Below are 21,762 nucleotides of genomic sequence, written 5' to 3' on the forward strand. Positions count from 1 at the left end.
TGGATATGGCAACTCTCCATATTGGAGATTACATCATGTATGCTTGCGCCGCTGGAGGTGTTATGGTGGCTTTGGTAGGTTTGTGGCTGTTAGGCGGCCGCGAATGGATAGGCGAAAAGGTGGCAAATCTCTTGCCCCACGATACGCTCTCTAAGGGCGATAAAGCGCATATATACCTCAATGGTCGCTATAATCGCACCGCCACACTCACAAGAGTTGTGGCAGACGCGGTGTATATCTACGACAACAAGGTTAAGTTACCGCTTGACTATCGCGCCCGCTTTTATGGCATAGGCGTTGATAGCAACGATGGTAGCCGGCTTATCTATCTTTCCAATCGTGGCTATTACCGCCTTATCCGGGTGGCTGAACTGATACGCAAGGTGTTTAATCTGGTTGAGGACGAAAGCAACCTCAATCCCGATTATGCCGATGATGAGCAACTTTTAACCGAGGTGGCCGAGGAGGGCGCAGAGGAAGATGAAAAGTGAGCCTATGAAATACCGCAAGGCTGCTGACTTGCACCCTCTGCCTAACAATCCACGCACTATCGACAAAGCAGGGCTGGACCGTGTTGTTGAGTCTATCAAGCTCAATGGGTTTTGGGAACACCGACCTATGGCGTTAGAGGAACAGGACGGCCGCCTTGTTGTTCTGGACGGGAACCAACGCCTCAAGGCTGTAAAGCGACTTAAAATTAAAGAGGTCCCGACCGTGCTTTATTCCGAGCTTTCGGACGATGAGCGCAACGACCTTATCCTACGCTCCAACATCAACAACGGAGAGTGGGATTTTGGCGCATTACAGACTGACCCCGCTTTTGGCGATGTTGATTTTGGCTTTATCGGGCTGGACTTTCCGAAAGAGAAAGGCAAGAAAGCCAGTGCCAATACTGCAACCGCTGCTCCATTTGACAATTCCGATGATGAGGACGGGACCGATGACAACGATAATGAGCCGGGCGATGATGACAATTCCGATGACAAAGAGGCTTTCTATCGCTCCATGCTGAAAGATGTGCTGTATGAGAGCGACAACATCTATGAGATTCCCAACTTATTGCTGGAAATGCAAGCCGGCAAGGTTGAGTTGCCATTGACCCCGTGGGGCGCAAATAGCCGCCTCCGCAAAGATGTAGCCACTTACCATTTCTATGTAGATGACTACCGATTTGAGGCGTTGTTTAAAGACCCAATAAAATTGCTCACAAGCGGTTGCAAAGCCGTGGTTGAGCCTAATTGTAGTTGTCACGACCAAACGCCAATCGCGTATGGCATAAGCCTTATCTACAAAAAGCGGTGGCTTTGTCGCTATTTGCAAGAGTGTGGCATTAAGGTTTACGCCGACCTCAATGTAGCCCACAAGTTTATCGAATACAACAAAATGGGTATTCCGAAAGGTTACAACGCCTTTTTCACTCGTGGACTTGACGGGTGGCTTGAAAGCCTCAAGAGCGATTTACAGGTGGCGCAAGAGATAAGCGGGCTTGAACGGCCTAATCTTGTTGTCTATGGTGGTGGCGATGAGATTAAAGAGTTTTGCCGCCAACACGGACTGGTTTACATTCACGACTTTATCAACTCCAAAAAGAAATAGCTATGGGAAGAAATAGTGGTGGTGTCCGTGGTGGCGGTGGCTCATTCTCGCAGGCTCAAATTGAAAATGCGTTAAGCGACTATGTAAACGGCTATTCCTCTGAAATCAACGGCTGGCTACGCTCACCAAGCGACTATACGCTATCGCCGGCCAATAGAGCCAACATAAAGGTGCTGGATTCGATATTGACTGCACCCGTTACCAATGACGTGTTGTATCGTAAAACCGAGGCGAAGTCGATATTTGGCTATCTAAGCCAATCCGACTACGATAAACTCTATATGCACGTTGTAGAGGGCGCAGGCGGTGGCGATATGAGAAAATTAATTGCTAAGGCAACAGGACGTACATTTACCGAAAAGGGCTTTATGAGTACATCAAAAAGCGCGTCCATTGCCGAGGATTTAGACTTTGCGATAAAACCGATTATGCTTAGGATAAGTCCGGGCAAAAAAGCAAGAGGAATGGATTTAGACAAACATTCTATCGGCGAGGAAGAAGTTTTGTTGAAACGCAATACCAGATACAAAGTTAAGTCTGTCTATGGTAAGCGCGGCTCAATATATGTAGATGTTGATATTGTATAATCTGTAAAGCATAATAATATGGGTAGAAACTCCGGCTCCAATCGCGGCACAAAAGACGGTGGCGGCGATTACAAGGGCAAAATTACCAATGTCGGCTCTCTCGTGGAAATGACAGACCCGCAGATGTATAAGGCAACCAAACAAGCCATATCACGCTATCACGCTGTTTTGGGTGTTAGACAAAGAGAGGTTAAGCTGGCAGACTTTCCGGGTGCCTATGGTGTTCATGTTACCGCTGGTGGCGCGTCTAAGGCTGTTTATCTCAATCGCACACATTTCAATCAAGGCGCAAAGGCCGTTGGTAGGGCGCACTCTGACAATTATACAAGCGGTTGGAGTACGCGCACCAATAAACCCGTGGCTCACACCGTTACACATGAGCTTGCACACGCTACATGGAACGAACATCTAAGCGGTGCCAATCAAAGAGCAGCCGGCAAGGAAATCCGCTCTCTTTACCGCTCGTGGATGCGAGATAAAAAGAAAACGGGCTATGGCAAATATGCTCGTACCAATGTGAGCGAGTTTTGGGCTGAAACTGTTACTAAGGCAGTACACGGTAAATCCGACAAGTACACTCGCCGCGTTAAAGCTATATGCAAGAAATATAAACTCTAACTACATACAATAAGAAAATGAAAAGAATTGAATTTACAACCGAGGAAAAGGCTGTTATCCAGCAGCAACTCAACGGCGAGATTGAGGTGTGGAGTGCTACCGATGAGCAGCAGAAACACCTATCAAGCGTGATTGATAAAGCTGAGGCTCGTCTTGATGAGTACCCCGATGATTACGACTTTGGCGATGACCTTGTAGCGTGGATATGGCGTGAATACCAAGCACAGGAGGCTAACGCCTAACTACACGTTCACCGAGTAAATGAGCCGGGCAGTTTAACGGCTGTCCGGTTTCTTTTGCAGTTTATGTGTGTTTGTCAAACACGGGAATTAAAAACAACGGAATTACAACGAATGGCACTCTTTGAAAAAGGAAATAAGAAAGGCAATCGCTTTACGTCCGAGAACCAGCCCAAGAGAAAGGGGCGTGGCAAGCTCTCCGTGCTTAATTACATACGTCAGACCACCGGCAAGAAAGTTGACCCCCAGAGCAGCAAAGAGGAAATTCTAAAAGTTATCCAACATATCTACGAAAGCTCACCCGCAGAGCTGGAGCCACTGTTGAAAGACCCCACGGACCCGCACAAGCCCAATCCCAACACTCCGATGTGGGTATTGAGCATTATATCGGCTATCAACACCGATATGCGCTACGGGCGCACGTCCACAATCGAAATGCTCTTTGACCGAGTATTCGGCAAAGCAACGCAGACCATTGAGGGGGAAATCAATGCGCAGGTTACAAATACGGTGGATTTGTCGGTACTATCCACCGATGAGCTTATACAATACAATGCACTCTTAGACAAAATCAAGGCAGGCAACAATGGCGCGAACTAAGACACTATCCATGCCTTTGTCGCTTGCAGTCAAAGTTGAATTGTTCAAGCGCGGTTGTTTCGACTTTATCACTTGTCGAGATGGCAAAAGGCACGAAAAGCAAGGGCAAGCTCTCCAGATACTAACCGACAACGAACACGTTGAGGTGCTGTATGGTGGAGCCGCCGGCGGTGCTAAGTCGTGGACGGGTGCCGCGTGGTTGCTTTTTATGTGTCTTGCTTATCCGGGTACGAAATGGTTTATCGGTCGAGCCGAGTTAAAGCGTATCACACAATCAACCTATATCACGTTCAAAAAAGTTTGCGCGATGTATGGTTGCACCGATGACCTTTTCACTTTCAACGGACAACTCAATTACATTCAGTTTTTCAATGGCTCACGCATTGACTTTCTGGACTTGCAATATAAACCCTCTGACCCTCTATATGAACGCTACGGCTCTATTGAGTTTACCGGCGGTTGGATTGAAGAGGGTGGAGAGGTGAACTTTGGAGCATACGACACACTTAAAACCCGTGTCGGCCGCCACATGAATTTGGAGTATGGGTTAATGCGAAAAATCTTTATCACTTGCAATCCCAAAAAGAACTGGATGTATGATATTTTCTACAAGCCCTATAAGACCAATCAGCTTGAGGCGTATCGCTACTATATCGCTTGTTTGGTGCAAGAAAATCCATACATAGACCCCGGCTATATAGAGGGCTTACGCAGCACAAGCGACAAGGTTAAATTTGAGCGACTGTTTAAGGGTAATTGGGATTACGATGATAACCCCAACGCCCTTTGCTCGTATGATGACATTTGCGCGATATTCGGCAACAAGCTCTCTATCCGCACGGGCAAGTATTACATAACGGGCGATATTGCGCGTTTCGGTGCCGACTGTGCGCGTTTGGCTGTGTGGGATGGCTATCATATCATAGACAAGATTTGTATGCCACAGAGCAAGCTAACGGATATTCAGCTATGGATAACAACCAAGCAGCGCAAGTATCGTGTACCTAATCACCGTTGCATTGTCGATGAGGACGGCGTGGGCGGGGGCGTGGTAGATAATTGCGACATTAACGGCTTTGTTAATGGCTCTATCGCTTTCAATGGCGAGAACTACCGAAACCTACAAACGCAATGCGGCTACAAGCTGGCTGAACATATTAACGCCAATGAGGTAGGCATTGATGAGGACTTATTGAGCCAAGAGGAACGTGAGCAGATTATCCGAGAGCTTGAACAACTGCAAACGTGGAAAGGCGATAGCGATGGCAAGCTCCAATTAAAGCCCAAAGAGGAAATCAAGCTCGATATTGGTTGCTCCCCGGACTGGCGCGATATGTTTCTAATGCGCTGTTGGTTTGACTACAACGAAATAGAGATACCCGATAACATAGAACAAATATTAAACCCCCAATAATATGAGTATCATTCAATCAATCACGAACAATATTAAAGCCGCTGTTGGCTATCAACAGAGCTTTGATGAATTGCTTACGTCAAAAGATGTAACGCGAGCAGTGGCAATGATGACCCTTCACTCTGAAAAGGCTTTGTGTCACTTGAAAGAGTATGAGGTGAGCAGCCACAAGGTAATGGAGCGTGAGGATAGGGCTGTTTATGACAAAAAAGGCAAATTCTTACGTTGGAGCAGGCGCAACAAAATTCCTATCCCCTACCAAAAATTTATCAACGAAATTGCGTTGGTGTTTCTCTACGGCCGCCCTGTAAAGTGGACGCAACAATCTGACAGCACCGATTACTCATACAACTACTACAAAGAGTTGATGAGCGAAATTCGCTTTGATAGTGCCGTGCGTGAAGCCAAGCGCACCGCTGGCGCGGAGGGTGTGTCGGCTATTCTTTACCACGTTTACCGAGAGGAAGCCACCCAAACGCCTAAGCTCTTGCTTAACGTATTGAGCAAGAAAAACGGTGATGACATTTACACTATCAAAGACCAATACAAGCGTCTTAGGGCGTTTGCGTGGGGCTACTATCTCACTGAGCAGGGCAATCGCACTGTACACCATATCGACATTTACACGGCCGACACAATCTATCTGTGTAAGCGTGGGGCTGTCGGCTGGGACGTGGACGCACGACCTAATCCAATAGGCAAAATCCCCGTATTGCTCTTTGAGCAGGAGCCAGAACACGCCGATGTGCAACCGCTCATTGAAAAGATTGAGAACTCCGAAAGCGTGGAGGCTGATGTTATCGACCGCTTTGCTAATCCTACAATGGTTGCAACGTCCGAAATTCTCAACTCCTTACCTAAGCAAGAGGAAGAGGCAAAGTTGCTTATTCTCAAAAATGGCGGCAACGTGTCTTACCTAACATGGAACGAGGCAAGCGAGAGCAAGCGCAACCAGTTTGAGCGCATGGATAAGCACATTCTTTCCAAGTCGTTCACTCCTAATATTGATTTTGACAACATGAAAAGCCTCGGCAATCTGTCGGCTAAGGCAATTCGCAAAGTAATGTTGTTGGCCGTTATCAAGGCAGAACGCCACAAGGACAAACACGATGGCTATATGAGCCGACACGCCTCGCTTATGAAAGCGATAATGGGTAACGTGTTGGACTATGCGCACCGTGCCGAACATGAAGCCCTCAAGTTAGGGCATGAATTTCAAGAGCCGTTTGGCGATGACGTGAGCGAGTTGCTTGCTGATTGCTCCAAGCAATACAATGACGGCGCAATGAGCCGAGAAACCTATGTGGAGCTTTCCTACTTAATCAAGGACGCACAAGCCGAGATAGCGCGTATCAAAGCCGAGCAGCAAGAGAATTTAAAGCAACAAATGGCTCTACAAAGAATGGACGCTTTTGAACCAACTGACTAATGGAACACCAATGACTAAAATTAAATTAGTATCTGGCACACGCGGCATCTACTCTTTCTTTTGCCCCGGCTGCGGCAAGTATCACACTATTAACACAAAGGACGAGGGCTATAAGCAACCTATATGGGGCTTTAACGGGGACGTGGATAAACCAACATTCACGCCCTCTTTGGCTGTCCTATCGGTAACAAACATTGCAAATGAGTATAGGGAAATGCGTTGTCACTCATTTATCCGAGATGGCAAAATTCAATACTTATCTGATTGCGACCATGCTCTTGCTGGGCAAACTATTGACATGATAGATGAATAACTATGGCTAAGAAAGCACTGAAAGCAGAGCGGCCCGCCTACACCTGTAAGGACTGCAAACACTCGACAGACTGGCACAACAAAGGGGCTGACGGCAACATGATATTTTGCCGGTGCCAATTCCAGAAATATTGCAAATTTCTCAAATACGATTATTGCGACCATTTTCAAAAGCGATGAATATAACAACAAAATTCGATGTGGGGCAACGTGTATGGATAATGCACGATAATGAGCCTCAAGAGTGGATAGTTGAGGTTATCCACTTAGGCGATGTAGAAGGTAATCACCGACCAATGCCGACTTATGACCTACGCACTACCGACCCACAGCCCCTCCGTGGAGTATTCCATGAGAAAAATGTATGGGAGAATAAGATTAAGGCGACTAAACGAGAGTTATGCCTATCATTCTTAACTGATAAAGACTAATGGCAAAGCGAAAATACATAGACTACAAAAAGCAGCAAGCCGAGCTATTCAAGCGCACTGAAAGCTATGCTGCCAATGTGGGCGCGGCTTATCGTTCTGCGTTGACCGAAATAATTAACTTGGTAAAAGGCACCGAACTTGAGGCGGGCAAACCGTTCTCATTTGCCGAGTATGGCTATTCCGATGAGGTTACGCCAATACTCCGCTCTATGTATTCTCGCGTGTACCAGATTATCCGAGGGGGCGTAGAGAAAGAATGGCTCAACGCCAACGAGCATAACGATAGACTTGTCAAGGCGATATTTGGCGAACACTCAATAGAGGATAACCACTTTGCCCGATTCTTTCAACGCAACATGGACGCAATGAACGCCTTTTTTGCGCGTAAGACCGGCACGGGGCTTAATCTCTCGCAAAAGGTATGGAAATACACGGGAATTTACAAAGATGAGTTAGAGGACGCTTTGGATTTGGCTATTGGAGAGGGAACACCGGCCTACCGACTTGCAACGCAAATTCAAAAGTATCTCAACGACCCCGACCGCTTTTATAGGCGTTTCCGTGTCAAGATTGGCGAGAATGAGGACGGCACACCCAAATATGGGCGTATCTGGAAAAGGCGCGTCTATGACGCTGAAAGCGGGTCCTACAAGTGGATTGATGATGACCCTCGCAAATACCACCCCGGCCGGGGTGTATATCGTAGCTCTTACCGCAACGCTCAACGACTGGCGCGAACTGAAACCAACATAGCTTATCGCACGGCCGACTATGAGCGTTGGCAACAAATGCCTTTTGTTATCGGCATTGAAATCAAGTTGAGCAATAACCACCCGGAGCCGGATATTTGTGATGACCTCAAAGGTATCTATCCCAAAAATTTCAAGTGGACGGGCTGGCACCCTAATTGCCGGTGTTATCAAGAGCCGGTGTTGTCAAGCCCTGCCGAGCTTGATAAGATGTTGGATAATATTCTTGATGGGGCCGACCCCGCAAGCGTGGATTGCGCTGGAGAGGTAACGGCACCGCCGCCGACATTCAAGGCGTGGGTTAAGGACAATGAGGAACGCATGGAGAAAGCAGTGGCCGCCGGCACATTACCCTACTTTGTCAAGGATAACCAAAGCACCATTCAAAAGATACTCCACGGATTGACCCCGGAGCAACAAGCGGCAAGGGCTATGGGAGATTTACTTGATGACCCTATGGGTTTGCTTGCTCAACACGGCATGGATAGCCTCAAGCAACTTTACTCCGCTGTGCAATCAAAGTTGGGGCAAATGCTCAATGGCTCACTTGAACACCAAGCCGACACCCTCAAGTTTGAGATTGACTGGGTAACAAAGTACAAGAAATATCCAACATGGGAGGGCGCGGCCAATGCTTATAAAAAAGCCCTGCGAAATGTTGAGCTACAAATGCGCCGAGAGCGCATAGCGGCCGACATTCAAGGCGTGGAGGCTTTTGTTGCGTCTAATAGCGTGGATAAGGTCAATGCTCTCTTTCCACAACTGAAAGCAGCCTATGACGCTGGCGATGTAGATACGGCCCTGCGATTATTGAGCGAGGCTCAAAAGGCTATCGAGGAATATAAAGCCGAATTAATGAAACAAGGCTTGAATAGTACCACCAAACTTGAAAAGTATTGCGACAAACACCGCACCTTTGATAGCAAGGTTAAGAGCGATAAAACTTTTGTGCCATTCCAAGATAGAATGATTACCGATAGCTCCCCGGCATGGCAAGCAGCCACGGACGAGGCAAAGAAAGCCGTGAGTGCCTACACAAACGGTACCTATGACACAATCAACCGCTCCTACTGGCAGCACAAGCGCACACACGCAGACGGTACGCTTATGGATAGTATTCTTGACGGTTGCGCACTCTCAAAGGACACAGTGCTTAGGCGTGGGTGTGATATGGCAGAAATGGGGTCTATTTTTGGCGATGAATTTTTGCGCATGGTAAGAGCCTGTGATATTGACGGCCTTAATGCAGTCGCTGGTTGTCGAGGTATCAACGAGGGCTTCATTTCAACCTCTTTCGATATGAGCGGTGGTTTCTGGAAAAGCGTAGATTTGCGTATCTATGCGCCAAAAGGCACACAAGCCCTCTACGCTAAACCAATTTCCGGGTATGGCGATAGGCACGGCGCAGGCTGGGACGGGTCCACCGCAAGCAGAATATTTGACAAAGGGCGAGAGAATGAGGTTATCGTTCATCGAGGTTATGAGTATCGCTTTATCAAGGCTGAAGCAGGGGGCAAAAAGGGCAGCTCAATAACTATCTATGTTGAGTTATTGAGCCGCGATAAGAGATTGGTTAAGTGATAGGGCTTAGAGCGCGAAATACATTGCTTGAAAGTCTATATCATCGCGTTTCATCTTTTGGAGCTTGTCGAAGATTGCGAGTTTGTAAACCTCCTCCGCTTTCTCCGCCTTATTGGCAAGCTCTTTGGGGCGCGTCCGTTTCCAAGTGTCGTACCACCATTCAAAACCGCGTACAACTGAATACTCCGCGTCCCAAATTTGGAATTTGAGGTATTCGTTAGCCCACTCCGATTGCTCCACACTATCGGGGTTGTAGGGGTTTTTCTCACCGCCTTTGTAGAGCTTGCAAAGGCTCTTTACCATTTCAATTATATTGCTTTGTGCCATAGTTATTATAATTTTATTACGATGAACGGGCCGCGCAAGATGTAGATATTTCCATTGTCATCACATTGCCAAGTATGCCCTTTGCTGACGGTCTTGTTGAGAACTGGCACGAGTGCTTTTGCCACCTCTCGTTTATCCAAAGCCTCGAAGAATTTGCGTCTATCAAAATTCATAATCCGTAGAATAAGCGGATAACACTTTGCATTGATTGGGGTAAATAACTCAATGCCTTTTCTCCGATATGCCACGGAATACCCCACCGAGCCTCCGCAAGAGAGCCGACAATGGCCGCGATTGTGTCGCTATCGCCACCCCATGCCACAGCTTTTCTTATTGCCTCTTCAAAAGAATTACTCTGATAGAATATTTTGAACGCCAACGGGACCGTACCCATGCACGTTTCATCAAATTTACCCCGCGTAAATTCTTGTAAGTCGGGATAATATGAATCGACAATATCAATAAAGCCGGTCATGTCATCAAACAAGCGCAGGTGGTTGATAGCGTGAGCCACCGCTACCGCTCCCTTAATACCCTCCGGGTGATTGTGTGTCGGCAATGCAGTCTTTTCGGCCTCGTCCAACACATCAACGAGATTGTCGAAAGCCCATGCCACCGGGCTAACTCTCATCGCGGACCCGTTGCCATAGCTATTGTAGGGTTGGGGATTGCTGGAGGCTACCCATTGACCGAAACGGCCGCCATAACCGCCCATAGGGTTAGGGTATGACCGACACCAACGCAATAGGCTCTCTTGATAGCTACATTTGCGCAATATCGCGTCCGCAATAGCCACGGTGCATATTGTATCATCTGTAAAGCTACAAGCCTTATGGAATAGCTCAAAATCGCTCCTATGCGTATTGTTGAACTCAAAGCGTGAGCCAACTATATCTCCTACGATTGCGCCTAACATATTATTCGTTTTATAAAGTTATATACCCCCTATCTAAGCACCATATGCAAAGAGAATAAAGTGCGTCTATAAGCTCATTAGCGGAATAATCAACAATTACATCATCATCTTTATCATAATCCAGATATTGAGCAACCCACTTATGGCCGGCAAGCTCAAAATATAGGTTTAGATAAAGTTCCGCGTTAGCAAATGATTTCTGTGTAGGCACAAGTGCAAGCAACTCGGTGAGAGTAAAACAAGGCTCTCCCAAAAACGTACTTGCTTCGGAGGCTTTTACACCTCTCACCATAAGATTTAGTGATTGTTCAAGGGTGAGTCTGGTTTTCATTTCTCTTTCCTCTATTGGTTGGTGTTGTGGTTAAATCTCTTTTTCGGATTGTCGCAAGTGAACCGGTGTAAGTATTTGACTTGCTAAACCAATTCCAGAGTGAGCCTAAACCAATACCCACTATCTCCGTGGGTAGAGTGTTGTATATGGCTTTTGCGCTCCCAAAATAGTAGTTACGCCGGCCGTTGTATGGCTCTTTAAGCTCAACGTGGATTACTTTACGCGCCTTTGTCATTGTAAACCGAAACAGCGTTTTATTAAAACGGTGATTGCATACTCTAATGTTGGACAGCTACAACTCATGCCTACCCCATAGATAGGGTTGCAATCAGCAAACCAATCGCCATTTTCATACTGGGATATTCTGCCTAAATTATCATAGCCAATAGATATTACATAGGCATCACCATCATTCCGAACACTTACGCTGGGGTTATCCTCCCACGGGCGTAATTTTATGGATAGTTTTTGTGTCGTGCTTTCTATTTGGGCGAGTATCAAATTTGTATCTCTCATTGTTAGTTGTGTTTATTGAACGCAAATATATGAATTATATTTAATATAACAAACTATTTTTGCACTTTTCTTTTATTGGTCTTGTTGTTTTGTGGTGCTAACAAGGTTTTGAGGCGTGTTATTTCCTCTCTAAGCCTTTTGTTCTCTCGTTGGAGCTTGTCTATTTGCTCCGGGTAGGACAGCGGGGCTTTGCAAGTGCATTGCGATAAATCGCCACTTACCGCCACCGCCATACACCCCGGAATGAGGACACGCCCAACATCGGGGACGTTTATGTAATGGCACTTATCGCTCATCTACTCCCATTGCTCGTTTTACATCTGGGCGTTTAGCGTATTCTTGTTGCCGCTGTCGGCAATCATTGACACTATCTAAAAATTCATCACTCATTGGAATGTCGTATTCCAAACACTCATCGAAGATTATCAAATCCTCGTGGCAGTTGGTGCAAATGCCGTTATACATCTTGCACCCGCAATCCGGACAGTAACTCATTTTATTATATTTACTTGGTTAATGATTACCCACGCACCGCCTAAGCAGAACGCCACCTGTGCGGCCTCAAGCTCTTTTGCAGTCAATTCCTCGCGGCTGTAATTGAGCATTTCGTGTGCTGCGGCATTTAGTCGCTTTATCGTTTCGGGGTTGGCTTTGGCAAAGCCGCTAACCATAGCCGTTATTTCGGTTTCATTCATTGGTCTTTTTCATAATAGCGTCTTACTGTATCATTTAGTAACTCGCGCATTTCTTTCTTGGTTTGCTCCAAGGTGTACCCGTCAAGAGGCACCGCGCACGAGTATATCACCTTACGCACTCTGCGTTTAAGTATGCGTGTGGTACGCATATAGTAGATTTCGCCCAATACATTAGGCTCAACTTGATTGGTTTGGAGATTGTGAACGTGGATTACACCCACGGCTGAAATTAGTTGTTGTTTCATCTTTTGGTATGTTTTTTGTTTCTGAATTTGTCAAATATCGCATAGGGAGAATGGTAGTGCTTGCGTTTTCTTGAGGGAGAGTTTACACTATTGATAATCTTACTCATTCTCTCCATGATTTTATCCAATTCAAAGGCCGTAATGCAAAACTCTCTAAAAGCATTATTTAGGTTGTCAAGAGCCTCTTTAAGGGTTGTTGGGCTTTCCTCTCTCATCTTTCTTTATAATGTTTGCATGGTCGCTTACGAGCTGTTATGCGCTTTTGGAGTTTAGAGCAATACATCGTATCACCTATATTGTCGTAGTGTTCGCATTGAGAGCAATGCGGTGTGAGTATCTGGGGGATTGTATCATAGTCGCTTGGGGTTGCGGTTCTTAATTCAGTCCACCCTATCCCTACATATTGCATCACCTTTCCATTGGCGATAACGCAATAGTCGGCATCTATAACGCATTGTGGCGGGTTAACGCTCATCTTAATACTGTTGATTTCGGATTGCTTGACTATCATAGTTTGTAAATTCCATTAAATATTACACATATAGTTTTCTCATCTATATTGTGAAAATTAAACACATAAATTTTATCCTCCCAGTCAGAGCATACGGGTATGTGGTAATCCTCTTGTTCCCAACCCGGATGTTCTTTGTCATGTAGTCTTGCCTTATATGATTCGGATATTTCTTTGACTATCTTATCGTAGGACGTGAATGTTTCGGGGTATCTTTGCTCATAGTCGCTAATATGTTCCTTGAGGCTATCATATCCCTCTATAAATACATTGTAATCCACCGGCATTGCTGCTATTGTGGAAATATTGATTATCTCTTTATCAATATTATCAAGATACCGTTCTATAATAGGCAAAAGGTCGGTTGGTTCAATCGGTATGTTAATAGTCTTTTTGTTGCCAAAACCATCTACACAAGCATAAAATAGCGAGGGCTTTTGGGTATAGCATTTGATAGCCATTGCGGCGTAGTTCAATTTGCTACGTCCATCAAAAAAACTTTGCAATTCGGAAATAAGGGCTTTATCCATTGTCGTTTGGGAGTTGTGGCAAGCGTTGCCAGTGTGTAACATCTGTATCTCTTACAACTTGGCTCCAGTGCCAACGTGGGTTATTAGGGTCGGTTGTATCGTGAGGTATGCGCTTTCCGATAATAATACTTTGACGTGCCATTTTAGGTTCTTTTATGCACATTAACACACGCGCACCCATTGGGGGTAAGCACTCACTTACTTTAATCCATTCGTTTCCCATTTGCGTTGGTTGTTGTGGGTTTGGTGCAATAGTCAGCACATTTATATTTGTTGTTTGTCATTGTGCGCCCACGATAGCTACAAAAGTAACCATAACCGTAACGCATACCATGTTTACATTGGGCGCATAGGGATTTACTTGTTGCCATTTGCAGCCTCCTTTCTTGCGTTGTGAACGCCTTGAACATATCCACGTTCAACACGGCGAATATCGTTATACTTGGCTTGTGCCGGAGTTTCAATTACTTGTGTGGGGCTGTCGATAAAGCGAATATCGCGGCCCGTGCGCTGTGCTTCCTCGGTCAACACTTTGCGTATAGCGTCTTTGATTATTCCCATAGTTGTAGGTTATTTGTTTATTTCGGAATTTGGTACGTTGGCGAGATTGAGCAGAAAACTTATCTTAAAACAGGGTCTAAGCGCATCAAATCCCCAACGGTTGATTATGTTTATAATGGTTTCAAAAGCACTGGTGCCAGCGGGGTTATATTTGGCAATAATAGGAGCAAATTTTAATCGCTCCGTTGGTGATAGAGCCATAAAGTCGGATATATCCATTTCGGTAGCGTTTAGTCGGTGATACGATAGTAGTATTGCAATTCCTCGCCTTTCAAGTTGTCATAGGCGTAGTCATTGACTTGCTCCCACAACGCGCTATACAAGGCGGCTATGCGGTTGCAACGTGCGTCCATAGGTTTGTTCTGGTCGTAGAAATAGCCTATCTTGTGGTTCAGTACCATTGAAAGCTCGGTGAGGTACTTGTAGTTATCTTTCCACTCGCGGAAAGCGCGTGTGAATGTGGATTTGATTCCGTTTACACCGAAACGGTCGGCAATAGAAAAGTCTTGCCAAAAGGTAGTGAAAGGCTTGTAGCCGGTCATTTGCTCAACCGGCCAAGCGGGGATTGTGAATTTGATTTGTTGTACCATAATTCTTGTTGGTGTTGCGATATTATTTCTTGGGTTGATATGAGGTACAAGCTCTACCATTGGCAAGCCAGCGACACTCACAATCGTATTTCTTATTGGCTACGGGGCATTTGCCAACTTTGGGATTGTCTAAATTCGGCTCAAATAATTTACACGTTGAGCAGCGTTTGAATTTTGCCATACTATTATTGATTAAGGGCGATAGCTGTTTGTGGAACACATATTATGGTAAATTTTTTCCCATCTCTGGGATAGTCCACGCTATACTCTACATCAAAGGTGCATACATTGTAATCCCAATCGGATATTGTGCCAGATACTTTCTCACCGTTGCGTCTGGTAACTATTACCTTATCGCCTTTCTTGAATGTATTGAGAGTTGCCATTTTCTTGTAGTTGTAGAGTTAGTTAATAAATTTCCAGAGTGTCAAGTCCGCAAGCATGAGCTGTGTAGAGTGAGCGATTGAAACGGGGGTTATTCCAAAGACCGATAAAGAACCATTTGAGATTGTCGGAATACACGTTGAGAATGATAGCAAGCTCAACAGAGATACCTCTAAGGCTATAAACCTCTTTGCAAAGTTCATTGGCGGTCGCTCTTGCGTCTTGAATACGCTTAGTAAGATAAAGTATCGTTGCTATAATTGCGGCGCGTCTTTCGGCTGTTGGTTTGTGTCCTATGCTATTAAAAAGCTCAAAGTGAGTTTCCGAACAATCGGGAGTATTCTTTTGCTCATCATTAAGCGTTTCGGCGTAGTCATTAAGTTCTGCCTTTTCCTCATTGTTGAGGTTGTAGGCTTTTGCTATTTTAGCGAGGTCGGCTTTTGTGAGTAACTTTTTCATATTTCTTGTAGTTTTATTCGGTGTTGCAATCGGTTTGAGCTATCTGTGTTTCTCAAACACATTGCAAAGTTAATGTGTTGTATTGAATATACCAAATATTTTGGCAAATATTTTTCGGTAAAATTTACCAAGTAAATATAATGAGCTGAAATATAATGAATTTACCAAGTAAAATTTTAGTGTGTTTTATAAACACATATCATAAAATTTAGCTATCTTTGCGCTTAATAATAGATAAGCCAATCATTAACGCCCCTTTGTCGGGGCAAATAACTATTAATATGAACAAAGCACTTTACGAAAAGGTCAAGGACAAAACCAAAGACACCCGCCTATCGGAGAAGTACCTCAAAGCGATAACCGAAAAGCTCGGTGGTAGCGTTGAAGATGATTCTACCGATGAGGAGGAAATCGAAAAGACTGCGACCCTTATCGCAGAGGTAGCAACCGAAAGTCAAGGTGAGGCTACCCGCTGGGCGCAGAAAGCTAAGGGCAACGCCAAAACCAAGCCCGCCAAAGATGACGATGACACGGACGATGACACCGACACGGACGATGACACCGACACCAAAGGCAAAGGTAAGGGTAAAAGCAAGTCCAGTGATAACTCCACAAATGAGCGCATTGCAACACTTGAAAAGGAATTAGCAGAGGCTAAGGCAGAGCGCACCCGTGAGGCGCGTACCTCGGAAATCAATGCCATTCTTGACAAGCACAAAGTCCCCGCGTATCTCCGTGAAACTCTCCGCAAGTCTATTGCCGATGATGAGGACGCGGAAACCGTTGTGGCGGCGTTCAAACAGGATTGTATCACAAACGGTCTTATGTCCGACCAGCCGCAGGGTGCAAAGGCCGCAAGCGAAAAGCAGATTGACGAAGCCGCTGACGCTTTGCTGGACACAATAACCGCTAAATAAATTTTTCAACAATGAAACGCAAGAAAGCCTCTTTTGTAGGTACGCGCCCGATTTTCACGGGTAGCCCCTCGATTGTACCCGGTGGCTTTAATCTCGACAAAGAGAGCGGCAATTTCTCAGTGGACGATGTAATCCCCGCTGGAACACTCGCAATCCGCGATGAGGAAACCCGCAAGGTACAGGTCATTAAGACTGCAAAAATCTCAGACGTTGACCCCGAAGATAGCAAAATTCTCACTCTCTATGTAGATGAGTTTTATGCTCCTTTCTTTGCGGTTGGCGATAAGGTGCTTAAAGCTGATGCCGTTTCTGGCACATTCGCAGCCGCTCCCGCTATCACAAAGGTAGAGGAAAAGGGCAATGTCTATCGTATCACGCTCGACAAGGCAATCACAGGCGCAGCTAAGGGCGATGTCATTGTGGAGGTAGTGAAAAGCGGAGAGAACGCCGCAGAGCGCGGTCTCGCCAATTCCACCACCATTAAGGACGTAACCGTTAGCGAGTTTGAAACCGCTATTGACGTTACGGCCGACACCATGCAATACGCACTCTTTGAGAGGCGCGTTGCTCCTATCCCCGCCAGCCAGAAAGACGAAACCGGCTCTTTCCTTAAAGCCAATCCCCACGTCAAGCTGACAAAATCCATGTAAGTATCACTCTAAAATCAACGATTAATGCCTAAGTCAATTTACACTACTTTCAAAGGCTTGCACAAGAACGGCTCCCCGCTCGAACTGCTTGCAACGTGGCGTAAGACCTTTGACAAAGCCTCAGAGCGAGAGGTAGCTCTTTTCCAGAAGATGTATACCGATAGTTGGTTTACCTACAATACACCTCAAATGTCGCTGACTGCTGAGGCTATTGTCGGAAAATACAACATTCGTTTTATGGCTACGCTCATAGGCGATGAATCCCCCACACCCCTGCGCCGCTCTGATGGCTTCGATGTCTGGACCAAAGAAATCCCTCGTGTCGGCCACAAATTCGTGATGTTTGCCCGTGATTATCGTAAACTCATGGAGGTTTACGAAAATCCCCGCCTCAAGGAAGCCGACAAGGTGAAACAGATTGAAAAGACACTCACGCACGATATACAGGACGCCTACCTCGGCTGTAAGGACGTTATGGACTTTATCGTGCTGATGGCTTTCTCCAACTGGGGTGTAGCTCAATTCAAGCCCACTCTCAACAATCCCGGTGGACGCGAATATGAGGTGGATTATTCCATGCCCGAGGCTAATAAACTTGTTTCGCTCGTCAACTGGACCACTGCAAACACCAAGGCCGGCAAGCTCATTCCAATCCTTTTTCTCGCCGCCCTTTGCTCCAATCTCCGCGACCGCGGCATAGAGCCGGGTGAAATCCTCATGTCGCAGGAACTCTACACATGGCTGCGTATGGATAGCACCACTCGCCTCCTCGCTCATGGTAGCGACAAGCAGGCACAGGTCGTAACCAAGTCAGAGCTTAACGCCATTCTGGAAGAAAACGAAATCCCCACTATCACGGTCATAAAACGTAAAATGGGTATTGCGCCCGATGGCAAAAACAAGGTTATCAACCCGTGGAATCCCAACTTTATTGCTATCAAGCCTGCCGGCGTTATCGGTGAAATCCAGCCCTCAATTGAGGACTCCGAGCTTATCGAAGAAGATGACGTGGATTATATCAACGCTGGTAATGGTGTTCGTATCTCCAAGTGGCGCACTGGTGCCTCTACGGGCCAGACCGCTGGCGAGTACACCGAAGGTGCGGCTCGCTTGCTGCCCCTTATCACCGAGATAGGGCAGATTGTGTGCTTACAGGTACGCGGCATTACTGAGAAAGCGGTTGAAACAACCGATGAAAACGGTGTTGCCAACTACTACCTAACAAAAGCCGAGTATGACGCTGAAACCGAGCTTGCAACCGTATAATCTAATGCTTTGCTATGGAACTTAAAGTAATCAAGACATTCAACGGCAAAGCAGAGGGTCGAATTATGCGCCCCGGCGATGTTATCCAGAGCAACGATGTTGAACGCATTAACACACTCGTTTCGGGTGGGTTTTGCGTAATCGTTGCGCTGGATAGCCCCACGGCCGCCACTACTCCCGACCCTGCCGATGAAATCGCGGAGAGCAACACCACGGTTGAATTTCAAGGCAAGCGTTACCATATCGAAACCGTTAAGGCCGCGTTAGGCGTTATCGGTGTTCGCGTGGCTCACAATGCCAAAGAAAAGGCCGTAAACAATGCTCTCGCCGCTCTTTCCGATGAGCAGGCGCAGACACTCACGGAAGCACTCGACAACAACGACACATCCGACCCCAACACCGCAACTGATTAAGCTATGGAGATAACCATTCTTGAGGCACTTATGGCCGAGCTGGAGCCTTACACCGCTGCGCAAGTGGTGTGTAAGAAAGCTCTCATAGACGCGGGGCTTGATGACTTTACCAACGATACACCCTACACCAAAGACTGCAAGCGATATGTAACTATCGCCGCAATCAAGGTGCTTAAAAAATTTCTGCCTTTGAGCAGCGATAGCGTGGGTAAATCCTCACAGTCTTACGATACAAAGGAGCTTAGAAAGCGTATCAAAGACTTGTGCGCCGAGGCTGGGCTTGATGCTGATGAGATATTGGAAATTTCCTCAATCACGGACGGCTCAATGTATTGGTAGGATATGAAATACAACGGCTCATTCAACTATTGGCATGGTGGTACGGTCATAACCGACCCAACAACCGGCTTTATCGTTCAAAGCGACACAGCGACCTTTGAGCATGGTTGCGAGTGCCAGATTGATGTTTCTATTCCTGCCAAACATTTCATAGGCACAGACGGGCAAGAATACACCTACACATACGATGTTTTCATTCCAAAGTATTTCCGGGGTGAAATTAGTGTGGGCGATACGATTCAGCTTGTAGGTGCTGACCATTCCGTGATAGCAGAGTTTAAGGCGCAGGGCGTTGATACGTTAAACCGCAAACACATTGAGGTATGGGGATAACACCGATGTTTGGTAGTGGGTTGATAGCAGCACAAGCCGCCGCGTTTCAAAAGCGCGTTGAGCAAGCCGCTATTTTCCTCATGCAATACTTAGGCGAGGAACTTGTCAAGTATGCAAAGGACAAACACAACTACACTGACCGTACCGGCAATCTTACAAACTCAATTAGTTATGTGGTAGTGCGCAACAAAGAGATAGTTTTCGGTCCAGACCAATCAAGCACAGGGCAAGCAGCGGCATTGCAAGCAGCTCTAAAAATGATTGACACGTTGCCTGATTGCATTTCTCTTATAATCGTTGCTGGTATGAACTATGCCGCCTATGTGGAGGCAAAGGGATATAACGTGATACTCCCCGCCGAGCTGAAAGCCAAAACCGACTTTCCGCAAGCGATGAAAAAGCTAATGGATAAGGCGAAAGCCAAAGCAAATGAAATGTTTGGAACGACAATATGATAACGACCGAAGAAATAGCTGTTAGGGTTTACCAAGTGCTCCAAGAAAGCGAGGTAAAGACCATGATAAGCGGTGTAATCGACTACGAAAGGAACGACTACACCAAAGAGGACGTAATTATTGTGCCTCACACGATAGACGGTGAGGGTAGTGTTCGTTTCGGGCAAATCAATGTGAATATCCATGTGCCGGACATTGCAAAACCCGTTGGGTGCGGCAAATCCGTCTTTCGTATCAATCACTCACGGTTGATAGCCATCCGAGCCAAAGCTATAGAAGTACTGCAAAACCATTATGAAATCGGGCAAGGCTACAACTGGAATGTAGGGCTTATAAATCCCCCAATCAAAGAGCCAGACCACGATGAGCATTTTGTTTCGTTTGCGCTGGAATTGACCGTGAGAGATAAGAAAAGTAACCAATAATAATTTTAACTCATATAGCTATGCCTATTTTATCTACAATGGGGTTGAAAAAAATCTACATCACCCCTGCCGGCACAACCCCCGGCGAAATGCCCGCCAACGGCCCCGCATGGCTCGATTTAGGCGATGTTTACAAAGACACCTGCCAACTCGTAGATGATGACGTAGAGCAGACCAAGCACGAAAGTGAAACGTCCGCAAAGGTTATCACTCTCATGGGCAAGTATGTAACAGCCGTAAATCTCACGCTTATGGACCCGGACATGGAGTTGCTCGCCCGCTATTTCGGTGGCACACTCTCCGGGACCAAGGGCAAACGCAAGTGGCTACGCCCCCTCAAGCCCGTTTACAAGGAATGGGCTATCTGGCTTATGCCAGAAGAGGGCTTTTTCGTGGGCTGCCCCAATGTGGTAGTTGTGCCTAAGTTTGAAATCACCTATTCAGCCAAGGGTATCTGCCTCGTGCCTATGAAAATCAATTTCCAAGACCAGCTCACGACCCAAGAGGGCATAACCGACCCCACTAAAGCCGGAGCGTAAACCGGGCAACACCAACCAACCCAAGCCCCCTATCCCTATTCGGTTAGGGGGCTTGATTATATCTATTGACAATGGAACAACAGGAACAGGAACTCACGCGAGAACAGCGTTTAGAGTTAGAGGATAAGGCGATACAGGCTCTCTTGTCAATGGGGGCTAAATTCTCCGTACCTTTGAAAATTAACCCGGTTAAGCCGTCCAAATGGTTTAACCTCAAAAAACGCATATTTCGCAACCGCACAGTTGTATGGCGCGATGAGCAGATACCCAAAGGCTGGGACGTTACGCTTACCGAGATACCCGATGTTGAGTTGGGAAAGATGAAAGAGGTGTATATGCGCAACTTTCATATCAAGCCGCTCTATTTGGGTACTATTGACCGCCTACGCCAACTCTATATTCTCATAGAATATGATGAGGAAACTGTGCAAGAGCAGCCAATCCAAGAAAGCAAAAGGCTATTCAAGTACATACCCCAAATGGCAGAGATAGCCGCCGTTGCAGTCATTAACGACCCAACTGTTGTTGACCCGAAAAATAAAGCCGTCCGGGAACTTAAACAATTCTTTATGGAACACCTTACTGTGGCGCGTTTACGCAAGCTCGCTGAGGTGATTAACCAAATGATGAATCCCGCGGGTTTTACGTCCTCTATTCGATTGATACGGGAGATGGGAACGACCCGACCCAAGACCGAAAACGAGCGAATAGAGTAATCGGGTTAAACTCTCCGTGGGGCAACCGTGGTGAACTATTGCGAAACTTTGGATGGAGCTATGATTATTTGCTATGGGGCATTTCATG

General features: G+C 46.3%; 36 protein-coding genes. 21 read left to right on the plus strand and 15 right to left on the minus strand.

Annotated features, from left to right (window positions below; all coding sequences use genetic code 11):
• Positions 1–5: 5 nt before the first annotated feature.
• The 11 genes from E4T81_RS14665 (at position 6) to E4T81_RS14710 (ending at position 9,556) form a co-directional block, all read left to right on the plus strand.
• Complete coding sequence (locus tag E4T81_RS14665; protein WP_135045898.1) at positions 6–491, plus strand: hypothetical protein; 486 nt, start codon at positions 6–8, stop codon at positions 489–491.
• A complete protein-coding gene (locus tag E4T81_RS14670) occupies positions 481–1,596 on the plus strand; it encodes a DUF4417 domain-containing protein (protein WP_135045900.1) in 1,116 nt (371 codons plus the stop codon). Before E4T81_RS14665 ends, E4T81_RS14670 begins: the two co-directional genes overlap by 11 nt.
• A 2-nt stretch (positions 1,597–1,598) precedes the next feature.
• Positions 1,599–2,183 (plus strand): ADP-ribosyltransferase, encoded by a 585-nt coding sequence (locus E4T81_RS14675; RefSeq protein ID WP_135045902.1) that lies wholly within the window; start codon positions 1,599–1,601, stop codon positions 2,181–2,183.
• An 18-nt stretch (positions 2,184–2,201) separates the two neighbouring features.
• A complete protein-coding gene (locus E4T81_RS14680; protein WP_123481623.1) occupies positions 2,202–2,801 on the plus strand; it encodes a hypothetical protein in 600 nt (199 codons plus the stop codon).
• A 17-nt stretch (positions 2,802–2,818) separates the two neighbouring features.
• Positions 2,819–3,043, plus strand: a complete 225-nt coding sequence (locus tag E4T81_RS14685) for a hypothetical protein (RefSeq protein ID WP_123481622.1) — start codon at positions 2,819–2,821, stop codon at positions 3,041–3,043.
• Between the two features lie 111 nt (positions 3,044–3,154).
• Positions 3,155–3,640, plus strand: a complete 486-nt coding sequence (locus tag E4T81_RS14690; protein ID WP_123481621.1) for a hypothetical protein — start codon at positions 3,155–3,157, stop codon at positions 3,638–3,640.
• Positions 3,627–5,054 (plus strand): phage terminase large subunit, encoded by a 1,428-nt coding sequence (locus E4T81_RS14695; RefSeq protein WP_135045904.1) that lies wholly within the window; start codon positions 3,627–3,629, stop codon positions 5,052–5,054. Before E4T81_RS14690 ends, E4T81_RS14695 begins: the two co-directional genes overlap by 14 nt.
• 1 nt (position 5,055) lies before the next feature.
• The gene (locus E4T81_RS14700; protein WP_135045906.1) at positions 5,056–6,483 is read left to right on the plus strand and encodes a phage portal protein; all 1,428 of its coding nucleotides are present in this window, start codon (positions 5,056–5,058) and stop codon (positions 6,481–6,483) included.
• A 10-nt stretch (positions 6,484–6,493) separates the two neighbouring features.
• Positions 6,494–6,796, plus strand: coding sequence for a DUF6527 family protein (locus tag E4T81_RS16140; RefSeq protein WP_123481709.1), 303 nt, complete (start codon positions 6,494–6,496; stop codon positions 6,794–6,796).
• A gap of 199 nt (positions 6,797–6,995) precedes the next feature.
• The gene (locus tag E4T81_RS15690) at positions 6,996–7,226 is read left to right on the plus strand and encodes a hypothetical protein (RefSeq protein ID WP_167761980.1); all 231 of its coding nucleotides are present in this window, start codon (positions 6,996–6,998) and stop codon (positions 7,224–7,226) included.
• Positions 7,226–9,556, plus strand: coding sequence for an ADP-ribosyltransferase (locus tag E4T81_RS14710; protein WP_135045907.1), 2,331 nt, complete (start codon positions 7,226–7,228; stop codon positions 9,554–9,556). Before E4T81_RS15690 ends, E4T81_RS14710 begins: the two co-directional genes overlap by 1 nt.
• A 6-nt stretch (positions 9,557–9,562) precedes the next feature.
• Here the strand turns inward: E4T81_RS14710 and E4T81_RS15695 are convergent, their stop codons facing one another.
• The 15 genes from E4T81_RS15695 to E4T81_RS14790 form a co-directional block, all read right to left on the minus strand.
• Positions 9,563–9,883, minus strand: a complete 321-nt coding sequence (locus tag E4T81_RS15695; RefSeq protein WP_167761982.1) for a hypothetical protein — start codon at positions 9,881–9,883, stop codon at positions 9,563–9,565.
• Positions 9,884–9,888: 5 nt separating this feature from the next.
• A complete protein-coding gene (locus E4T81_RS15700; protein ID WP_167761985.1) occupies positions 9,889–10,056 on the minus strand; it encodes a hypothetical protein in 168 nt (55 codons plus the stop codon).
• Complete coding sequence (locus tag E4T81_RS14720) at positions 10,053–10,799, minus strand: ADP-ribosylglycohydrolase family protein (RefSeq protein ID WP_135045909.1); 747 nt, start codon at positions 10,797–10,799, stop codon at positions 10,053–10,055. Before E4T81_RS14720 ends, E4T81_RS15700 begins: the two co-directional genes overlap by 4 nt.
• A 10-nt stretch (positions 10,800–10,809) precedes the next feature.
• Positions 10,810–11,130, minus strand: coding sequence for a hypothetical protein (locus E4T81_RS14725; RefSeq protein ID WP_135045911.1), 321 nt, complete (start codon positions 11,128–11,130; stop codon positions 10,810–10,812).
• 231 nt (positions 11,131–11,361) lie between these two features.
• Positions 11,362–11,646 (minus strand): hypothetical protein, encoded by a 285-nt coding sequence (locus E4T81_RS14735; RefSeq protein WP_135045913.1) that lies wholly within the window; start codon positions 11,644–11,646, stop codon positions 11,362–11,364.
• Positions 11,647–12,137: 491 nt separating this feature from the next.
• Positions 12,138–12,341, minus strand: coding sequence for a hypothetical protein (locus E4T81_RS14740; RefSeq protein ID WP_135045915.1), 204 nt, complete (start codon positions 12,339–12,341; stop codon positions 12,138–12,140).
• Positions 12,338–12,586: a hypothetical protein gene (locus tag E4T81_RS14745; protein ID WP_135045917.1), complete on the minus strand. Its 249-nt coding sequence runs from the start codon at positions 12,584–12,586 to the stop codon at positions 12,338–12,340. The genes E4T81_RS14740 and E4T81_RS14745 overlap by 4 nt, the downstream gene beginning before the upstream one ends.
• Positions 12,583–12,801 carry a hypothetical protein gene (locus tag E4T81_RS15800; RefSeq protein ID WP_135045919.1) on the minus strand — a complete coding sequence of 73 codons (219 nt, stop codon included), beginning with the start codon at positions 12,799–12,801 and terminating at the stop codon, positions 12,583–12,585. Before E4T81_RS15800 ends, E4T81_RS14745 begins: the two co-directional genes overlap by 4 nt.
• A gap of 292 nt (positions 12,802–13,093) precedes the next feature.
• Positions 13,094–13,627: a hypothetical protein gene (locus tag E4T81_RS14760; RefSeq protein WP_135045923.1), complete on the minus strand. Its 534-nt coding sequence runs from the start codon at positions 13,625–13,627 to the stop codon at positions 13,094–13,096.
• Entirely contained in the window at positions 13,620–13,850 is a 231-nt protein-coding gene (locus E4T81_RS16145) for a DUF551 domain-containing protein (RefSeq protein WP_135045925.1), read from the minus strand. The genes E4T81_RS14760 and E4T81_RS16145 overlap by 8 nt, the downstream gene beginning before the upstream one ends.
• A gap of 134 nt (positions 13,851–13,984) precedes the next feature.
• Positions 13,985–14,188 carry a hypothetical protein gene (locus E4T81_RS14770; RefSeq protein WP_135045927.1) on the minus strand — a complete coding sequence of 68 codons (204 nt, stop codon included), beginning with the start codon at positions 14,186–14,188 and terminating at the stop codon, positions 13,985–13,987.
• A 9-nt stretch (positions 14,189–14,197) separates the two neighbouring features.
• A complete protein-coding gene (locus E4T81_RS14775) occupies positions 14,198–14,407 on the minus strand; it encodes a hypothetical protein (protein WP_135045929.1) in 210 nt (69 codons plus the stop codon).
• Between the two features lie 11 nt (positions 14,408–14,418).
• Positions 14,419–14,778 (minus strand): hypothetical protein, encoded by a 360-nt coding sequence (locus E4T81_RS14780; RefSeq protein ID WP_245207101.1) that lies wholly within the window; start codon positions 14,776–14,778, stop codon positions 14,419–14,421.
• 185 nt (positions 14,779–14,963) lie between these two features.
• The gene (locus E4T81_RS14785) at positions 14,964–15,164 is read right to left on the minus strand and encodes a hypothetical protein (RefSeq protein ID WP_135045931.1); all 201 of its coding nucleotides are present in this window, start codon (positions 15,162–15,164) and stop codon (positions 14,964–14,966) included.
• A gap of 22 nt (positions 15,165–15,186) precedes the next feature.
• Positions 15,187–15,621, minus strand: coding sequence for a hypothetical protein (locus E4T81_RS14790; protein ID WP_135045933.1), 435 nt, complete (start codon positions 15,619–15,621; stop codon positions 15,187–15,189).
• Positions 15,622–15,902: 281 nt separating this feature from the next.
• Between E4T81_RS14790 and E4T81_RS14795 the strand changes: the two genes are divergently transcribed.
• The 10 genes from E4T81_RS14795 to E4T81_RS14840 all read left to right on the plus strand — a co-directional run bounded on the left by E4T81_RS14795 (position 15,903) and on the right by E4T81_RS14840 (position 21,674).
• Positions 15,903–16,538, plus strand: coding sequence for a hypothetical protein (locus E4T81_RS14795; RefSeq protein ID WP_123481606.1), 636 nt, complete (start codon positions 15,903–15,905; stop codon positions 16,536–16,538).
• An 11-nt stretch (positions 16,539–16,549) separates the two neighbouring features.
• Positions 16,550–17,188, plus strand: a complete 639-nt coding sequence (locus E4T81_RS14800; protein ID WP_123481605.1) for a hypothetical protein — start codon at positions 16,550–16,552, stop codon at positions 17,186–17,188.
• A 24-nt stretch (positions 17,189–17,212) separates the two neighbouring features.
• Positions 17,213–18,454, plus strand: a complete 1,242-nt coding sequence (locus E4T81_RS14805) for a hypothetical protein (RefSeq protein WP_123481604.1) — start codon at positions 17,213–17,215, stop codon at positions 18,452–18,454.
• A gap of 14 nt (positions 18,455–18,468) precedes the next feature.
• Positions 18,469–18,867, plus strand: a complete 399-nt coding sequence (locus tag E4T81_RS14810) for a hypothetical protein (protein ID WP_135045934.1) — start codon at positions 18,469–18,471, stop codon at positions 18,865–18,867.
• A 3-nt stretch (positions 18,868–18,870) separates the two neighbouring features.
• Entirely contained in the window at positions 18,871–19,206 is a 336-nt protein-coding gene (locus tag E4T81_RS14815; RefSeq protein WP_123481602.1) for a DUF6706 family protein, read from the plus strand.
• A 3-nt stretch (positions 19,207–19,209) separates the two neighbouring features.
• Entirely contained in the window at positions 19,210–19,539 is a 330-nt protein-coding gene (locus E4T81_RS14820) for a hypothetical protein (protein ID WP_123481601.1), read from the plus strand.
• Complete coding sequence (locus tag E4T81_RS14825; RefSeq protein ID WP_123481600.1) at positions 19,530–19,994, plus strand: hypothetical protein; 465 nt, start codon at positions 19,530–19,532, stop codon at positions 19,992–19,994. The genes E4T81_RS14820 and E4T81_RS14825 overlap by 10 nt, the downstream gene beginning before the upstream one ends.
• Positions 19,991–20,419, plus strand: a complete 429-nt coding sequence (locus E4T81_RS14830) for a hypothetical protein (protein ID WP_123481599.1) — start codon at positions 19,991–19,993, stop codon at positions 20,417–20,419. The genes E4T81_RS14825 and E4T81_RS14830 overlap by 4 nt, the downstream gene beginning before the upstream one ends.
• Positions 20,420–20,457: 38 nt before the next feature.
• Complete coding sequence (locus E4T81_RS14835; protein WP_245207102.1) at positions 20,458–20,958, plus strand: hypothetical protein; 501 nt, start codon at positions 20,458–20,460, stop codon at positions 20,956–20,958.
• Between the two features lie 71 nt (positions 20,959–21,029).
• Positions 21,030–21,674 carry a hypothetical protein gene (locus tag E4T81_RS14840; protein ID WP_135045935.1) on the plus strand — a complete coding sequence of 215 codons (645 nt, stop codon included), beginning with the start codon at positions 21,030–21,032 and terminating at the stop codon, positions 21,672–21,674.
• The last annotated feature ends 88 nt before the right edge of the window (positions 21,675–21,762 follow it).

Origin of the sequence: Barnesiella sp. WM24 (assembly GCF_004570975.1) — a bacterium.
GTDB lineage: Bacteria > Bacteroidota > Bacteroidia > Bacteroidales > Muribaculaceae > Muribaculum.